This window comes from Streptomyces sp. PsTaAH-137 (assembly GCF_003259365.1).
GTDB lineage: Bacteria > Actinomycetota > Actinomycetes > Streptomycetales > Streptomycetaceae > Streptomyces.
In genome coordinates, this window is the sequence record NZ_QLLY01000004.1 from 525,493 (window position 1) to 540,982 (window position 15,490).

Sequence of the window (15,490 nt, forward strand, 5' to 3'; positions counted from 1 at the left end):
CGGGTCAGCCCCTCACTGAGCGGCGGTCGGGTTGTAGGTGGCGGCCTTCACCGGGAACGCGACCTCGACGGTCCCGGACTCGGCGAAGTGGAGCTTCACCGTCACCTTGTCGCCTTCCTTCGGCTTTCGCTTGAGGTTCTCGAACATGAGGTGATTGCCACCCCGTTCGAAGTCGAGATCGCCGTCGGCGGGCACGGCGAAGGACTTCTGCTCGCGCATGACACCGTCCTTGGTGCTGTGCATGGTCACGTCGCCGGCGACGGAACTGCTCACCGAGGTGAGGGTGTCGGCGCCGCCGCTGTTGTGGACGACGAAGAACCCGGCCGCCATGTCCCCGGACGCGGGCTCGGGGATGAACGCGTCCGCGACCTTCACGTCCGGCGTGCCCGACGACGAGCCGCCGCACCCGGCGAGCGCGAGCCCGGACGCCAGCACGACCGCTCCGAGGGCCAGCGGCGCGCGCCTCACGGCTTCGCCCCCTGGACCAGCTTGGGCAGGTCCTTGGTGTAGTCGTCGACCGTGGCGTCCTCGCCGTACAGGACGTATCCGGCGTCGGTCTTCGGCGAGAACGCGATGACCTGCGTGCCGTGCATCGACACCAGCTTGCCGTTCTTGTCCTTCTGCGTCGGCTCGATGGAGATGCCGAGGGTGCGGGCGCCGCCCTGGATGGTGGCGAAGTCGCCGGTCAGGCCGATGAAGTCGGGGTCCTGCGCCTTGAGCCACTTGCCGAGGACGGCCGGGGTGTCCCGGTCCGGGTCGGTCGTGACGAAGACGACCTGCAGCTGCTTCCGCTCGGCCGGGGACAGGGCCTTCGTGGCGACGGCGAGATTGCTCATCGTCAGCGGGCAGACGTCGGGGCAGTGCGTGTAGCCGAAGTAGATCAGCGTCGGCTTGCCCTTGGTCTTCTCCCGCAGGTCGAACTTCTTCCCGTGGGTGTCGGTGAGGACCAGGTCCGGCTTCTCGAAGGGCTTGTCGAGGACGGTCGCGGCCTTCTGCGAGCCGGCCTCCGTCGACACCTCGGTCACCGGCTTGTCGCCGCCGTCACCGCTGCCGCAGGCGGTCAGCGTGAGCGCGGCCGCCGAGACCAGGCCGGCGACGGCGAAGAGGGTCTTCTTGCTACGAAAGGTCTTCTTGCTCATCTTCATGGTCGTGCGCATACAAGTATTTCCCGGTTGTGAGGGGGCCGGCGGATGCCGGGGTCGCCCACCGCGACCCCGGCACCCGCCCTGGGTGGTCAGCCGTTGGTACGCCGACGGCCCGCCAGGACGCCGAACGCCACACCGGCGGCGCCGACGAGGATGCCGACGATGCCGAGGACGCGGGCGGTGGTGTCGCTGTCGGAGGACGTGTCGGAGGTGGCGGCCGCCGCCTCCTTGTGGTCGTCGGACGCCGAGGCGCCGGACGCGCCGTGCTCGTCGTCGGCCGCGGCCGACAGGGTCAGGGTGGGCGCCGGGTTCTCCGGCTCCTCCTGGCCCTTCTGCTGCGGCTCGATCCAGCGCACGACCTCCTTGTTGTCGTACGTCTGGATCGCCTTGAACACGAGCTGGTCGGCGTCGGTCGGCAGCTGGCCGACGGACACCGGGAACTTCTGGAAGTAGCCGGGCTGCACGCCCTTGTCGGCGCCGGAGCCGGTCGCGGTCCAGGTGACCTTGGAGACGGCCTCGGTGAGCTTCTCGCCGTGCATCTCCAGCGGCTTGTCCAGCTTGGACTTGGTGACCTCGGCCTTCCAGCCCGGCACCGGCTCCGGCATCACGGACGCGAGCGGGTGGTCGGTCGGGAAGTTGACCTCGAGCTTGGTGGTGGCCGCGTCGTCGCGTTCGTTCGGGACCTTGAAGTCGATCACCGCGTAGCCGCCCTTGGCGGCGGCACCCTCCGGCTGCACGCTCACGTGTGCGAAGGCGGGGGCGGAGACGAGGACGACGGAGGAGACGGCGGCGGCACCGACGAGAGCGGTGCGGGACATCTTCTTCATGACAGTGAGAACTCCACGTTCAGTGGGATCCGGCGTTGGGTGAGGAGCGCGCACCGAACAGGCCGCATTAAGTGGGCCGCAACGAAGCAGGCCGCATTAAGGCGACAAAAAAGGCGGGTACGCGCGCGTGCCGCACGGCACACCTCACCCCACGCACTGCGCGGAGACGTGTCGGAGGCCGTGTCAGGCGGCGAGAAGGAACGCGTCGGCGGCGGGCGGCCCGCGTCGGCTCACCGAATGCGCGAGTGCCGCGGCCCGCGGAACGAGCGGTGCGGCGAACCCGGGCCGCGCGACCCGCGGGAGCGCCTCGGGCGCTCCGGGGAGCCCGGCCCGCAGGGCGCGGACGAGCGCGAGCGCCGCGCGCAGGGCACGGGCGCGCGCCGCCCCGGCGACTCCCTGCGCCGAGTGCCGCGAGAGCGCCACGATGCGGCCCAGGGCGAGATCGCCGTGGCGCAGCAGCCATCCGGCGCCGGCCGCGGCCAGCAGGTGGCCGATGACCATCGGCAGCGACGGCAGCAGCGCCATCGTGGAGCCGCCGCCCATCACCATGTCCTGGTGCCCGCTGCCGGCCGGCACTCCCGCGTCGTCGAGGATCCGCCGTGCCTGCGCCGGGCTGAGCGCCGAGGCGCCCGCCCCGCACATGAGCCGCGCGGCCCGCTCCACGATGGACGACCGGTCGGTGCCCATGGTCATGGAAGCGTGGCTCTGGCCCAGGCCGAAGAGGCTGTGCAGGGCGATCTGCCCGACTCCCAGGGTGGCGGCGATGCCGGGCAGGGAGCGCTCGCGCCCGGCCATCGGCAGGGCCGCGCAGAAGGCGAGGAGGGAGCCGAGCCCCAGCGTCCACAGCGGCACGGTGGCGGTCGACCCGAGGACGTGCCCCGCCGCGGACAGCACGACGCAGACCGCGGCGAACACCGCGGCCCTGAGCAGCCGGAGGTCGGCCGCGCCGTGTGTGCGGCGCCGGTGGGGGGCAGTCATGGCGGCCTCATCATCGCACTGGGCCCACCCCCGCCATGCGGCAGGTCCGCAAGGTCCGGAATCTTCCCCTCATGCCGTACGTACCCGTCCGTATACCGTCCACACGGGTCCGCGCGTCGGCTATATGGGCGCAATCACGTCAACTCCGTGATTGCGCAAGGCCGGTGGAGGCAATACGTATCGGTATGTCGAGCCGCGACCTGGAGGCTGCAGCATGAGCATCTGGTGGTCCGTCCATCTGCGACGGGATGCTGCGAGCGTGCCGCTGGCCAGGCGCCTGTTCATGGGCACCATGGAGACCGCGGGGGTCGACCCGGACATCTCCTACGACCTGTCGGTCGCGCTCAGCGAGGCCTGCGCGAACGCCGTCGAGCACGGCGGGTCCACGGCCACCGGCGGCACCCCGGGCGCGTACCGCGTGACCGCCTATCTGGACGGCGAGACCTGCCGCATCGAGGTGGCCGACTCGGGCCCCGGGTTCCCGCCGACGAAGAACCGCACGCTCACCCGTCCCGTGTCCGCCCAGGCGGAGAACGGCCGCGGGCTGTGCCTCATCCGGGAACTGGCCGACCACGCGCACTTCGTGAACAAGCCGGGGCGGGGCGGCGCCGTGGTCAGCTTCGACAAGATCCTCAAGTGGCGGAAGGACGCGCCGCTGATGGCGGCGGTCTGAACGCACCGCCGGACGCCCGGACACGCCCGAGGGCCGTGACCAGCAGGTCACGGCCCTCGGGAACGGAACGCCGGTGGCTCAGCCCTTCAGGCCGGCCATCCACGCCTCGACCTCGTCGGCCCGGCGCGGCAGCCCGTCCGACAGGTTCTTGTTGCCGTCCTCGGTGACGAGGATGTCGTCCTCGATCCGGACGCCGATGCCGCGGTACTCCTCCGGGACCGTCAGGTCGTCGGCCTGGAAGTACAGACCGGGCTCGACGGTCAGGCACATGCCGGGCTCCAGCGTGCCGTCCACGTACGCCTCGGTGCGCGCGGCCGCGCAGTCGTGGACGTCCATGCCGAGCATGTGGCCGGTGCCGTGCAGGGTCCAGCGGCGCTGCAGCCCCAGCTCCAGGACGCGCTCGACCGGTCCCTCGACCAGGCCCCACTCGACGAGCTTCTCGGCGAGCACGCGCTGCGAGGCGTCGTGGAAGTCGCGGTACTTGGCGCCCGGCTTGACCGCCGCGATGCCGGCCTCCTGGGCCTCGTACACGGCGTCGTAGATCTTCCGCTGGATGTCGCTGTACGTGCCGTTGATCGGCAGCGTGCGCGTGACATCGGCGGTGTAGTACGTGTGCGTCTCCACGCCCGCGTCCAGCAGGAGCAGGTCGCCGGAGCGGACCGGGCCGTCGTTGCGGACCCAGTGCAGGGTGCAGGCGTGCGGGCCGGCGGCGCAGATGGAGCCGTAGCCGATGTCGTTGCCCTCCACGCGCGCGCGAAGGAAGAACGTGCCCTCGATGTAGCGCTCGCTTGTCGCCTCGGCCTTGTCGAGGACCTTCACGACGTCCTCGAAGCCGCGCACGGTCGAGTCGACTGCCTTCTGCAGCTCGCCGATCTCGAAGGCGTCCTTCACGACGCGGGCCTCGGAGAGGAAGACGCGCAGCTCCTCGTCGCGCTCCGCGGTGACCTTGTCGGTCAGGGCGGCCTCGATGCCGGCGTCGTAGCCGCGCACGACGCGCACCGGGCCGGTGGCCTCGCGCAGGGCGTCGGCCAGCTCGCGCACGTCGGAGGCGGGGATGCCGTACAGCGTCGCGGCCTCGGTCAGCGAGTGACGGCGGCCGACCCACAGCTCGCCCTGGCCGTCGAGCCAGAACTCGCCGTTCTCGCGGTTCGAGCGCGGCAGGAGGTAGATCGTCTCCTGGTGGCCGTCCGCGGTGGGCTCCAGGACGAGGACGCCGTCCTCCGTCTGGTTGCCCGTGAGGTACGCGTACTCGACGGAGGCGCGGAAGGCGTACTCCGTGTCGTTCGAGCGGGTCTTCAGGTTGCCCGCGGGCACCACGAGACGCTCGCCCGGGAAACGGGCGGACAGGGCCTTGCGGCGGGCGGCGGTCTCGGCGGCCTGCGCGATCGGCTGCAGGTCGTGCAGCTCGGTGTCGGCCCAGCCGGACTTCATGTTCTCGGCGAGCTCGTCCGATACGCCCGGGTAGAGGCCGTTCTTGCGCTGCTTGATGGGCTCCTCGGCCTCCGGGGTCTCCGGGTTTTCCGGGGTGAGCTCCTCCGACACGGTTCCTCCTCGACGCGGGTCCGCTGGAATGGCCTGGTAACGGCGATGGACCCCCTCCATCGTACGAGCGTACGGAAGGGGGTCCAGGGCCGGACGACCTCTTACAGGGCCGCTCACAGGCAGTGCGTGGGCGCCTACTCGAAGCGTGCCGCGAGCAGCACGACGTCCTCGTCGCTGTCGGCCGTGTCCAGGCCGTCGGGGAGCATCGTGCGCAGGATGTGGTCGACGAGGGCCTCGGGGTCCTCGCGGGCTGCCCGGGGGACGCTCGATGCGGCCGCGTGCAGCCGGGTGAAGGCGCGGTCCATGGCGTCTCCGGTGCGGCGCAGCAGGCCGTCCGTGTACAGCAGCACCGTCTCGCCCGGCTCCGGCGTGATCTCCGCGCTCGGCGCCTCCCAGCAGGCGAGCATCCCGAGCGGCGCCGAGACCGTCGTCTCGGTGTACTCCGTGCGCCGCTCGCCGATCACCAGGGGCGGGGTGTGCCCGGCGCCCGCGAGGACGATCTTGCGCTGGGCCGGCTCGCAGTAGGCGAACAGGGCGGTGGCGCTGCGCGCGGGCTCGGTCAGCCGCATCAGCAGCTCCAGGTCGGACAGGACCGCGACCGGGTCCTCGCCCTCCATGACGGCGTACGCGCGCAAGGACGCACGCAGCCGCCCCATCGCGGCGACCGCGCTCGCGCCGGAGCCGGTGACCGACCCGACGGCGAGGCCGAGCGCGCCCTCGGGCAGCGGCAGCGCGTCGAACCAGTCGCCGCCGCCGCGCGGCCCGGTGCGATGGCGCACGGCGAGCTGCACACCGGGGACCCGGGGCAGCCGTGCGGGCAGCAGCTCCTCGGCGAGCGTGTCCGACCACGCGCGCGTGCGCTCCCGGTCGAGCAGGCGGGCCAGGTGCTCGGTGGCGTACGCGGCGTACAGGCCGATGAGGTGGCGCGGGCGCTCGCCGGGCTCGGCCGGCTCGTCGTAGAGCCAGACCGCGGCGCCCAGCCGTCCCGCCGCCTCGGTGGCGAGCGGCAGCGCGTAGCTCGCCGCGTAGCCGAGCCGGGCGGCGACCTCGCGGTGGCGCGGGTCGAGTCCGTCCTCGGCGAGCAGATCGGCGCGCGCCTCCGGGTCGGTGCTGAGTCCGTCCAGAATCCGCCCGTACGAGGTGGCGCCGCGCGGCACCGTCTCGATGTGGCCGAGATCGGGCCGGGAGAGGCCGAGGCCGACGGTGGTGTCGGGGCCCCGTCCGTCGCCCGGCTCCAGGACGACGAGTCCGCGCCGGGCGCCCACCAGGGCGGCTCCGGCGCGCAGCAGCTCGTGCAGCGCCTCCTCCAGTGCCGCGGTGCGGGCCAGCCGTTCCGTGAGTTCGTGGAGGGTCGTGAGATCCGACACCCAGCCGGCGAGGCGGTCCTGGATGACGGCGCCGGGGGCGGACGGGACGGAGGTCACCGGAGACGCCGGGGACACGGTGGATGCGGGCGGGACCGTGTGTGCGGGAGAGGGAACCTGTCCAGGAGGGGAATCGATTCCGGCCACTTTCGGCAGACGGGGGGCCGTCATGACTTCCGGCTTTCCGACCGGTGCATATTGCTGGATAGCATTGCAAACCCCCATGTCAGCCTTATTAGCTCTGCGCCGCTAGCAATGTCTCCACATCTACACGCACTGGAGAGGGGATGTCCAGCATTGTCCTGCCGGTTTTCCCGGTGTCCATGGTGCGGAAGTGACTTCTGCGGTAAAGAGATCTTGTCCCCCTCGTAGATCAACTCGCGAACTCGCACCGATCTAGATCGTTCTAACTTGGCCAAAAAACGACTCATCGATCGGTGTATTGCGGTCGACTGGCATTGTTCAGCTGTGGTCACCAGAGCGTCATAGCGGCCGCGGTGGGTACGTAATCGGAGAAGACCAGGGGCAGTTGGGATCCAGCACGATCCACCCGGAACCTGGTGGCGGACCCGGGCGTCATAACCATCGACGGCCGTGCCCCATCCTCCCGTGGGGGAGACGGCGAGAAATACGCGGGACGGCAAACGCCAGGCGTCGCCACCCCACGCCAGGCTTTTAAAGGACACAGCAGGCGCTCGGACTATAGGGGTTACCCCTGCCTCAGGCCGACGGTTCCGGCTGGGGTCGGGCGCTCCAGCACGTACGCGCAGTGACTGATCGACACATGGTGTGATGTGGCCCATAGCGTTCTCTTCGGCTACGGAAAGGAACGAGCGCTCATGCGCGAGATCCTCGGAAGGCGACGCAGGCTCCTGTCCAGGCGTGACAGCGGGAAGTCTGACCTGATCAGCGCGGCCCTCACGTTCGCGACAGCGTGGCGGTGGCCGGTTCTGCCGGGCATCGGGCTCGAAGCGGCGGGGCGTCGTGACGGCGTCCGGTGCGCGTGCCCGGACCCGGAGTGCACGGTGCCGGGCGCGCACCCCTTCGACCCGGGGTTGCTCGCCGCGACGACCGATGAGCGCATGGTCCGCTGGTGGTGGACCAACCGCCCCAAGGCGCCGATCGTGCTCGCGACGGGCGCCTCGGGAGGCACGGAGGGGCGCGCGCCCTGCGCCGTGAGCCTGCCGGCCGTCGCGGGTGCCCGCGCGCTCGCCGCGCTCGACCGCAAGGAGATCCGGCTCGGTCCGGTGATCGCGACCCCGGAGCGGCTCTTCATCCTCGTGGCGCCGTACTCCATGGAGCAGCTGGGCGAGCTGCTGTACGCGCAGGACTTCGTCCCCGGCTCCCTGCGCTTCCACGGCGAGGGCGGCTACGTGGCCCTGCCGCCGTCCTGTACGGGCGCCGGACAGGTCCGCTGGGAGCGCGCGCCGCTGCCGGGTTCGGCGGCGCCCTGGGTGCCCGATGTGGAGGCCGTGGTCGACGCGGTCGTGGACGCCCTCACTCGTACGGGTGTGAGCGCGCCCGAGTTGTAGGGGTATCGGGCGCGCGGCGAGCCGTCGTGCGGGGTGTGCGCCGATATCTTCGGCGCATGCCTGCCGCGCCACCCCGCCCCGACGTTCCGCACCGGCCCGAGCAGGAGCGTCCCCACGCGCGTCTGCGGCTGTTCGGGCTGCTCGCCGTGGTGGTGCTCACCGCCGCACTGCCGCTGGCGGGCGCGACCGCGGGGCCGGTGGACGACGGGCCCGCGCGGCCGGTCGCGGAGCAGGCCGGATCGCCCCGGTCGGGCACGGCGGACAAGGTCGACGACTCCCCCGCCCGGGACGCCACGAGCCCGGACGCCGCCGCCCCGGACGGGCGGCCGCCCCAGGAGCCCTCGCTCCTCAAGAGCCTCGGCCTGGGCCTCGCCACGGCCACCCAGTGCGGCCCGCAACTCGCCTCCCCGGACGGCGTCGAGGCGCAGACGTGTGTCCTGACCCAGGGGCGGGACACGTGGGCGCGGACCTACTACCGCAATGCGACCGGCGCGGAAATTGGCGCTGTCCTGACCCTGATGGCGCCCGGCGGACGCACGGTGCAGATCCACTGCGCGGTGGGTGCGGAGGACGAGCCCGGCCTGTGCGAGACGCCCCGGGAGCGGACCACGGGGCGGGCCGCGGAGTACGCGGCGGTGGCGGAGTACGCGGCGACCGGCGACGGGCCGCTGCTGCTGCGCTCGGGCAGCAATTCGGCGCCCGCGCAGGGGCGTTGAGCCGCCTCGCCGGCAGGCGGACATGAAAGCGCCCGGTTGCTGGCGACGGGGGATGCACCAGCAACCGGGCTACTTGAACGGTAACAAGAGATCGGCAGTTAGCAAATTCGATCTCTTCTATTCGGACATGGATTTACCTGCAACTACTGGGAGTTGTGACAGGAGTCACCCAGTCCGAACGGCGTGTTCCCGGACCCCGAGCTGCTGACCGGTCGGTCAGCTCGGGACGGTCCCCGCGGAGGCTGTGGATCAGCTGAGGGTCACCTGGCGGTTGGTGAGTCCCCCGCGCGCGCGACGCTCGTCAGCGGTCAGCGGTGCGTCCGTGGCGAGCGCGGCGGCGAGCCGCTCGGCGAACTCGGCGGCGGGCTTCTCGATGTCGTCGGCCTTGACCGCGCTCGGCAGGTCCCACACCGGCACCGTCAGACCGTGCGCCCGGAAGGAGCCGACGAGCCGGGTGCCCTCGCCGAGCGAGGACGTGCCGGCCGCGTGCAGCCGCGCGAGCGCGTCGAGGAGCTTCTCCTCGGGGTGCGGCATGACCCAGCGCAGGTGGTTCTTCTCCGGGGTCTCGCACCAGTAGGCGCTGTCCACACCGGCCAGCTTCACGGTCGGGATGGCCGCGGCGTTGGCCCGCTCCAGGGAGGCGGCCACCTCGCCCGACGCGTTCTCCGAGTCCGGGACCCAGAACTCGAAGCCCGTGTGCACGACCGGCTCGAAAGCGCCCTCGGGGTCGAGGACGTCCTGAAGACGCGGTCCGTCCGCCGGCGCGCGCCGGGCCTGCACGGGGTTGCCCGGCTCGGCCTCCAGGGCGCGCAGCAGGGTGTCGGCGAGGTCGCGGCTGAGGTCGCCGGACGACGTGTCGTTCTGCAGGCCCAGCAGGACCGAGCCGTCGTCGCGGCGCAGCGCGGGCCACGCCATGGGCAGCACGGTCGCGAGGGCGACCGAGGGGACACCGTCGGGCAGGCCGTCCTTCAGCGTCAGCTCGACGGTCGCCGCGGGCACCAGCTCGCGCAGCGCCACCCAGTCGCCCTCGCCCGGCAGGTTCTCGAAGGGGCGCTGCACCAGCTCGGTCACCGCGTGCGCGGCGGCCCGGCCGTGGCAGGCCTTGTAGCGGCGGCCGCTGCCGCAGGGGCAGGGTTCGCGGGCGCCGACGACCGGGATCGTCCCGTCGGTGACGTGCGGCTTGCCCTTGGTCTGGGGGCGCTTCTTGGCCATCTTGGGTGTCTCCCGGATACGGCTCGCTTGCGTACGGGCGCGAGCCTAGCCCCTCGTACCGACACCGGTGGGACTCCGCCCGCCCACCGGCCACCGGGGACCCGGGTCAGCCCAGGTCGTCGAAGGCGTCCGCGAAGCCGAGGCCGGCCAGGTCCGTGACGGGAGGTGAGGCGATGCGCGTCGCGAAGTCGTCGCGGCGGTGCGCCGTCGCCCGGGCGTGCACGTCTTTGTGTACGACCACCCAGACGGTGACCTCGCCCCGCCGGTCGTCCCGTACGCCCCAGTCGTCGGCGAGCGCCGAGATGATGTTGAGCCCGCGGCCGCCGCGCGCCGTGACCGACGGCGTGGCCGGAACGGGGCGCGTCGGGCCTCCGCCGTCCGTCACCTCGACCGTCAGGCAGCCGCGGTCGTCCACCCGCCACGCGGCCCGTACGTCGCCGTCCCCGGCCAGTTCGTCGCCCAGTGGCCTGCCGTGCCGGCAGGCATTGCTGAGCAGTTCGGAAAGGATCAGAACCGCATCGTCGACGACCGCTTCCGGCACACCGCTGATACGGAGCTGATCACGCATCCGGTGTCGTGCCTCGCCCACGCCGGCAGGGCCATGGGGTACGGCCATGCTCGACGAAGCGGGCACCTCCTGTGCCACCACCAACGCCACCCCCGAGACCTCCTTTGCCCCACGCCACGGTGTGGATGCCCCAATGGACTGGACCGGAAACCGGCCAATCCCTGTGCGGTGACGCACTCGTAACGATCGAATACGGAACGAACGCGCCGGGGCACACCCTGTGACGTTCGGGGTGAAGGTGGCCGGAATCAGCTTCTGCCGAGGTGCTGCAGTACAGCCGCGGGGCGGTTGGTGATGATCGCGTCGACGCCGAGCCGGACGCAGAGGTCGATGTCCTCGGGCTCGTTCACCGTCCAGACGTGCACCTGGTGACCCGCGCGAGCGAGCTTTTCCACGTAACCGGGGTGGCTGCGCAGGATCCGGATGCCGGGCCCCGCGATCCGTACGCCCTTGGGGAGGCGTCCCTCGCGGTGGCGCGGCGAGACGAACTGCATCAGGTAGACCGTCGGCAGCGTCGGTGACGCCTCCTGGACACGCAGCAGGGAGCGCGAGGAGAAGCTCATGACGCGTACGGGGGAGGGCTCGTCCGGCGGCGGCGCGTCCAGGCCGAACCGCTTGAGCAGGAGCAGCAGCCGCTCCTCGACCTGGCCCGCCCACCGGGTGGGGTGCTTGGTCTCGATGGCCAGCTCCACGCGGCGGCCCGCGTCGGCGACCAGTTCGAGGAGCCGCTCCAGGGTCAGTACGGAGGTGTCGGCCGCGCTGCCCGCCCAGTCGGGGCCCTCCTCGCTGTCCTTCCAGGAGCCGAAGTCGAGGGTGGCCAGGTCGGCGAGTTCCAGTGCGGAGACGGCCCCGCGGCCGTTCGACGTACGGTTGACGCGCCGGTCGTGGACGCAGACCAGATGGCCGTCCGCGGTCAGCCGCACATCGCATTCGAGCGCGTCCGCACCGTCCTCGATCGCCTTTCTGTACGCGGCCAGGGTGTGCTCGGGAGCGTCCTCCGAGGCTCCGCGGTGGGCGACGACCTGGATGCGTTGCTGTGGTGCGTGGGTCACCGCGTCATGGTGCCACCGCGCGGCGTGACGGCGAGAAAGTTCGGCCGTGCAGGTGCGCCCGTTTCGTCCGACATAAAGGATGTCATCGGGCGCACAGGATCGTCTTATGGTGCCCTGACGTCCCGTGGGAAAAGCTGACGGCGTACAACAGCACAACTGGACCGTGACAGGACCATGCCGACGTGGTGAGCGACGGCGGGCGTATCGCGGCCGCTGTCCGGATCGAAGCGGGCTGTGACAATCGAGAGCGATCGCATAGCGATGGCAATGGATCGTCCTGGATCGCTTCAGCCCGAAGAAGATCGGGTACCCGCACAACCTGACTGGCGACACGACAGCCGTGGATCGAGGAGAGAAAGCTGTGAGCACCGAGAACGAGGGCACTTCGGTCCCCCCTGCCCCGTCCGCACCTCCCGTGCCGGTGGACGCTCCCGCTGCTCCCGCACCGCCCGCGCCGGGGTCCGCCCCGTCGGCTCCCCAGGGGGCCGGGTACGACACGGTGAGCCAGGGAGCGGTGCCCGGCGACCATGGGGCGCCGGGTGAGCGGCAGGAAGCACAGAGCGCGCCCGGGGCGTACGGCGAGCAGAGTGCGCCCGCCGCGAGCAGTTCCCCGGTGGGCGACTGGCCGCCCCCGCCGCCGGCTGTTCCCGCCTACGCGTCGGGCGGTGGCGCGGGCGGCGCCGACGGGACGGCGTGGGGCGCCTCCTACCAGCAGCCGCAGCCCAAGAAGGACGGCAAGCGCGGCGGTCTCCTCGCCGGGATCATCGCGGCCGCGCTGGTCGCGGGCGTCGTCGGCGGCGGCGTCGGCTACTGGGCGGCGGAGCGCAACGACGACGGCGGCAGCGGTTCCACGACCGTCTCCGCCTCCAGCCCCGCCGACGTCAAGCGCGACCCGGGCACCGTCGCGGGCGTGGCCGCCAAGGCGCTGCCCAGCACGGTCACCATCGAGGCCGAGGGCAGCAACGGCGAGGGCGGCACGGGCACCGGCTTCGTGTACGACAAGGAAGGCCACATCCTCACCAACAACCACGTGGTGGCGGAGGCCGTGGACGGCGGCAAGCTGTCGGCGACGTTCTCGAACGGCAAGAAGTACGACGCCGAGGTGATCGGCCACGCGCAGGGCTACGACGTCGCGGTCATCAAGCTGAAGAACGCGCCGAACGACCTCAAGCCGCTTCCCCTGGGCAACTCCGACAAGATCGCGGTCGGCGACTCGACCATCGCGATCGGCGCGCCCTTCGGCCTGTCGAACACGGTGACGACGGGCATCATCTCCGCCAAGGACCGCCCGGTGGCCTCCAGCGACGGTTCCAGCGGCAGCAAGGCCTCGTACATGAGCGCCCTGCAGACCGACGCCTCGATCAACCCGGGCAACTCCGGCGGCCCGCTCCTGGACGGCAGCGGGAACGTGATCGGCATCAACTCCGCCATCCAGTCCGCCTCCAGCGGCGGCCTCGGCGGTTCGGGCCAGTCCGGCTCGATCGGCCTCGGCTTCGCCATCCCGATCAACCAGGCCGACATGGTCGCCCAGCAGCTGATCAAGACCGGCGAGCCGGTCTACCCCGTCATCGGCGCCACCGTCTCCATGGACGAGAACACCAGCGGGGCGACCATCACCGAGCAGGGCGCGGGCGGCTCCGCGGCCGTCACGCCGAACGGCCCGGCGGCCAAGGCGGGCCTCAAGTCCGGCGACACGATCACCAAGCTCGACGACACGGTGGTCGACTCGGGCCCGACCCTGATCGGCCAGATCTGGACGCACAAGCCCGGCGACACCGTGAAGCTCACGTACACGCGTGACGGCAAGGAGCACACGGTGGACGTGACCCTCGGCGAACGCAAGGGCGACAGCAGCTGACGGCCCCACCACAGGGACCCGCTACCCTGGTCCCCGCGCCACGACGGCTGTCAGCCGTTCAGGGGCGCGGGGTGGGTTGCCCGAGCGGCCTAAGGGAACGGTCTTGAAAACCGTCGTGGCGAGAGTCACCGTGGGTTCAAATCCCACACCCACCGCGTAGCAGGTCAGAGGCTTGCAGGTCAGAAGGGGTGTCCCTCTCCAGAGGGGCACCCCTTCTGCATGACCGTGTCCCACCCTGTTCCGGCTGTGTCCCACCGTTGACCAGCGCGTGCGGCCAACCTGCGGCCAGGATTCAGGCCCCCTTGGGCTGCCCCTCGTGTTCTGCCAACCCTCGCTCGATCAGGGCGTTCATCTTGGCTTCCTCGCCGTCCAGCACCTTGGCGTAGTAGCGCTGGAGGACCGCCACGCTCTGGCCCGCCCGCCGTGCGGTCTCGGCGAGGCTCACTCCGGAGCGAAGCCAGAACGACACGCAGGCGTGCCGCAGGTCGTACGGGATCGCGGCCAGCGGTGAGGCAACCTGCGCGGCCGTGAGCGCCGTCCTGCGTGCTTCCTTCCACGCGGCCCCGTACTCCTGCGAGCGGATCGGACCGCCCCGTACAGCGCTGAACAGGCGGCCCTCGGCCGTGGTTCCGAAAGCGTCGAGATGGGCGCGCAGGATGGCAACCAGGACCGGAGGGATAGGAACGGGCCGGACCGCACGTCGGGCCCGATGCTTCAACTGCCGCTCCTCGTAGGGCTTGCCGTCGTCCGTCCACGCGGACCCCACTTGTGGACGGGCGCCGGCCAGCATGAGCCGCCCCCACCCTTCTGCGGGGAGGTCGCACTGGTCCTCGCTCAGCATGGAGACTTCCTCGGGACGCATCGCGGCGTAGTAGATGCAGGCGAAGAACGCGACCAGGTGGGCACCACGCGGTCCCTGTGCGCGGACCGCGTCCAGCAGCGCCCGTGCTTGCGCAGGCGTGGCGACGCTGCGAGCGTCCAATTCCTCTACCGCCTTGGGCGTCTCCCAGTGCACGCGCATCAGCGGATTGCCCGGCAGCAACTCGTTTTCCACGGCCAGGCGTAGGCAGTTGCTCAGCACGGCACGGCGACGCCGGAACGTGTTGGCAGCAGCCGCTTTGCCGTCTTGGCGCTTGGCCAGGTGTTCCAGGACGGTGCGGACGCGCCGGGCGCTGTCCAGGTCGACCACGGCCGGCGCGTTCCGCTCCACCCACGTCAGGGCTTGGGCTTCTGCTTCAGGTACTTCCTGGTTGTGCCGTCCGGCGTTGAACGCCCACTGATAGAGGGCGCGTCGCAAGAGGTCGTCCGCTGGGCGCCCTTTCCCCGCCGGGCAGAGCGCCATCGTGGCGATAGTCAGACTCTCCGCGATGCTGGCCCTGTGCTTTGCCGCCGCCGTCGGCCACTTCCGTGCTGCGTGAGCGCGAGCGTGGGCGTACCAACTCGTGCGGTTCCGCTCGCGCACTTCTGTAACGGGAAGCCCGGTCTCCGTGTCGAACGGCTCACCTTTCCGTGTTGCCGTCAGGAGTTCCGCCCGGCGCGCGTCCGCGAGGGTCTTGGTAGCGAACTTCTCTTGGTGCTCCGTTGTGTCGACCTTCCAGCGGAGCTGGAAAGGGGCCGCCTTGCTGGGACGCTTGCGGACGCTCCAAATGCGCACGTCATAGCTGTGCATCGTGCTCCTACGTACAGGAGGGGACCCAGCCTCTAGGCGGGTCCCCTCTGGGGCGGTCGACTGTCAGGCTGCGATCTCGTGCGTGGCCCACCACGCGTCCAAGTCGCTGCGGCGGCATCGAAGGTGGCCATTGGGGAGCTTGGTGAGCTTGGGGGCCTCACCGCGGGCTCGCATTCGATAGAAGGCGGAGCGACTCATCTCGATCTCTTCGAGGACTTCAGGGAGCTTGAGCATCTTGGGGCGTGCCACGGTGCGACTCCTGGGGGGAAGTGTTCGGAGCGGGGCTCTCGGCCCCCTTCTGGGAAGTCCGCTACATCCGCTACAGCGCTACATCGCAGGTCAGCGGGGGTGTTT

Annotated in this window: 15 protein-coding genes and 1 tRNA gene; 5 read left to right on the forward strand and 11 right to left on the reverse strand. The window is 71.1% G+C overall.

The window, feature by feature from the left end; genetic code table 11:
* Nucleotides 1–12: 12 nt before the first annotated feature.
* From K377_RS11465 to K377_RS11480, 4 genes are all read right to left on the reverse strand, one after another.
* Nucleotides 13–468 (reverse strand): copper chaperone PCu(A)C, encoded by a 456-nt coding sequence (locus K377_RS11465; RefSeq protein ID WP_111663121.1) that lies wholly within the window; start codon nucleotides 466–468, stop codon nucleotides 13–15.
* On the reverse strand, nucleotides 465–1,157 hold the full coding sequence (locus K377_RS11470; RefSeq protein ID WP_161195029.1) for an SCO family protein: 693 nt from the start codon (nucleotides 1,155–1,157) through the stop codon (nucleotides 465–467). The genes K377_RS11465 and K377_RS11470 overlap by 4 nt, the downstream gene beginning before the upstream one ends.
* Nucleotides 1,158–1,234: 77 nt before the next feature.
* Nucleotides 1,235–1,972: a YcnI family protein gene (locus K377_RS11475; protein WP_181512533.1), complete on the reverse strand. Its 738-nt coding sequence runs from the start codon at nucleotides 1,970–1,972 to the stop codon at nucleotides 1,235–1,237.
* A gap of 183 nt (nucleotides 1,973–2,155) precedes the next feature.
* Complete coding sequence (locus K377_RS11480; protein ID WP_111663122.1) at nucleotides 2,156–2,950, reverse strand: hypothetical protein; 795 nt, start codon at nucleotides 2,948–2,950, stop codon at nucleotides 2,156–2,158.
* A gap of 214 nt (nucleotides 2,951–3,164) precedes the next feature.
* On the opposite strand from K377_RS11480, the gene K377_RS11485 reads away from it, so the two are divergent.
* On the forward strand, nucleotides 3,165–3,623 hold the full coding sequence (locus K377_RS11485; RefSeq protein WP_111663123.1) for an ATP-binding protein: 459 nt from the start codon (nucleotides 3,165–3,167) through the stop codon (nucleotides 3,621–3,623).
* A 78-nt stretch (nucleotides 3,624–3,701) separates the two neighbouring features.
* Here the strand turns inward: K377_RS11485 and K377_RS11490 are convergent, their stop codons facing one another.
* Both K377_RS11490 and K377_RS11495 read right to left on the reverse strand, forming a co-directional pair.
* The gene (locus tag K377_RS11490; RefSeq protein WP_111663124.1) at nucleotides 3,702–5,165 is read right to left on the reverse strand and encodes an aminopeptidase P family protein; all 1,464 of its coding nucleotides are present in this window, start codon (nucleotides 5,163–5,165) and stop codon (nucleotides 3,702–3,704) included.
* Between the two features lie 134 nt (nucleotides 5,166–5,299).
* Complete coding sequence (locus K377_RS11495) at nucleotides 5,300–6,700, reverse strand: PP2C family protein-serine/threonine phosphatase (RefSeq protein ID WP_237551473.1); 1,401 nt, start codon at nucleotides 6,698–6,700, stop codon at nucleotides 5,300–5,302.
* Nucleotides 6,701–7,368: 668 nt separating this feature from the next.
* Here K377_RS11495 and K377_RS11500 point away from each other — a divergent pair.
* Both K377_RS11500 and K377_RS11505 read left to right on the forward strand, forming a co-directional pair.
* Complete coding sequence (locus tag K377_RS11500; RefSeq protein ID WP_111663126.1) at nucleotides 7,369–8,061, forward strand: bifunctional DNA primase/polymerase; 693 nt, start codon at nucleotides 7,369–7,371, stop codon at nucleotides 8,059–8,061.
* 56 nt (nucleotides 8,062–8,117) lie between these two features.
* The gene (locus tag K377_RS11505) at nucleotides 8,118–8,777 is read left to right on the forward strand and encodes a hypothetical protein (protein WP_111663127.1); all 660 of its coding nucleotides are present in this window, start codon (nucleotides 8,118–8,120) and stop codon (nucleotides 8,775–8,777) included.
* A 249-nt stretch (nucleotides 8,778–9,026) separates the two neighbouring features.
* On the opposite strand, the gene K377_RS11510 is transcribed toward K377_RS11505, so the two are convergent.
* From K377_RS11510 to K377_RS11520, 3 genes are all read right to left on the reverse strand, one after another.
* On the reverse strand, nucleotides 9,027–9,989 hold the full coding sequence (locus K377_RS11510; RefSeq protein ID WP_111663128.1) for a DUF5926 family protein: 963 nt from the start codon (nucleotides 9,987–9,989) through the stop codon (nucleotides 9,027–9,029).
* Between the two features lie 106 nt (nucleotides 9,990–10,095).
* Nucleotides 10,096–10,734 (reverse strand): ATP-binding protein, encoded by a 639-nt coding sequence (locus K377_RS11515; RefSeq protein ID WP_111663129.1) that lies wholly within the window; start codon nucleotides 10,732–10,734, stop codon nucleotides 10,096–10,098.
* Between the two features lie 71 nt (nucleotides 10,735–10,805).
* Nucleotides 10,806–11,609: a glycerophosphodiester phosphodiesterase gene (locus tag K377_RS11520; protein ID WP_111663130.1), complete on the reverse strand. Its 804-nt coding sequence runs from the start codon at nucleotides 11,607–11,609 to the stop codon at nucleotides 10,806–10,808.
* A 361-nt stretch (nucleotides 11,610–11,970) separates the two neighbouring features.
* On the opposite strand from K377_RS11520, the gene K377_RS11525 reads away from it, so the two are divergent.
* Both K377_RS11525 and K377_RS11530 read left to right on the forward strand, forming a co-directional pair.
* Nucleotides 11,971–13,467: a S1C family serine protease gene (locus tag K377_RS11525; RefSeq protein WP_111663131.1), complete on the forward strand. Its 1,497-nt coding sequence runs from the start codon at nucleotides 11,971–11,973 to the stop codon at nucleotides 13,465–13,467.
* A gap of 70 nt (nucleotides 13,468–13,537) precedes the next feature.
* Nucleotides 13,538–13,622 (forward strand) — tRNA-Ser (locus K377_RS11530).
* A gap of 137 nt (nucleotides 13,623–13,759) precedes the next feature.
* On the opposite strand, the gene K377_RS11535 is transcribed toward K377_RS11530, so the two are convergent.
* Nucleotides 13,760–15,136: a tyrosine-type recombinase/integrase gene (locus tag K377_RS11535; RefSeq protein WP_111663132.1), complete on the reverse strand. Its 1,377-nt coding sequence runs from the start codon at nucleotides 15,134–15,136 to the stop codon at nucleotides 13,760–13,762.
* A gap of 63 nt (nucleotides 15,137–15,199) precedes the next feature.
* On the reverse strand, nucleotides 15,200–15,385 hold the full coding sequence (locus tag K377_RS11540) for an AlpA family transcriptional regulator (protein WP_111663133.1): 186 nt from the start codon (nucleotides 15,383–15,385) through the stop codon (nucleotides 15,200–15,202).
* Between the last annotated feature and the right edge of the window lie 105 nt (nucleotides 15,386–15,490).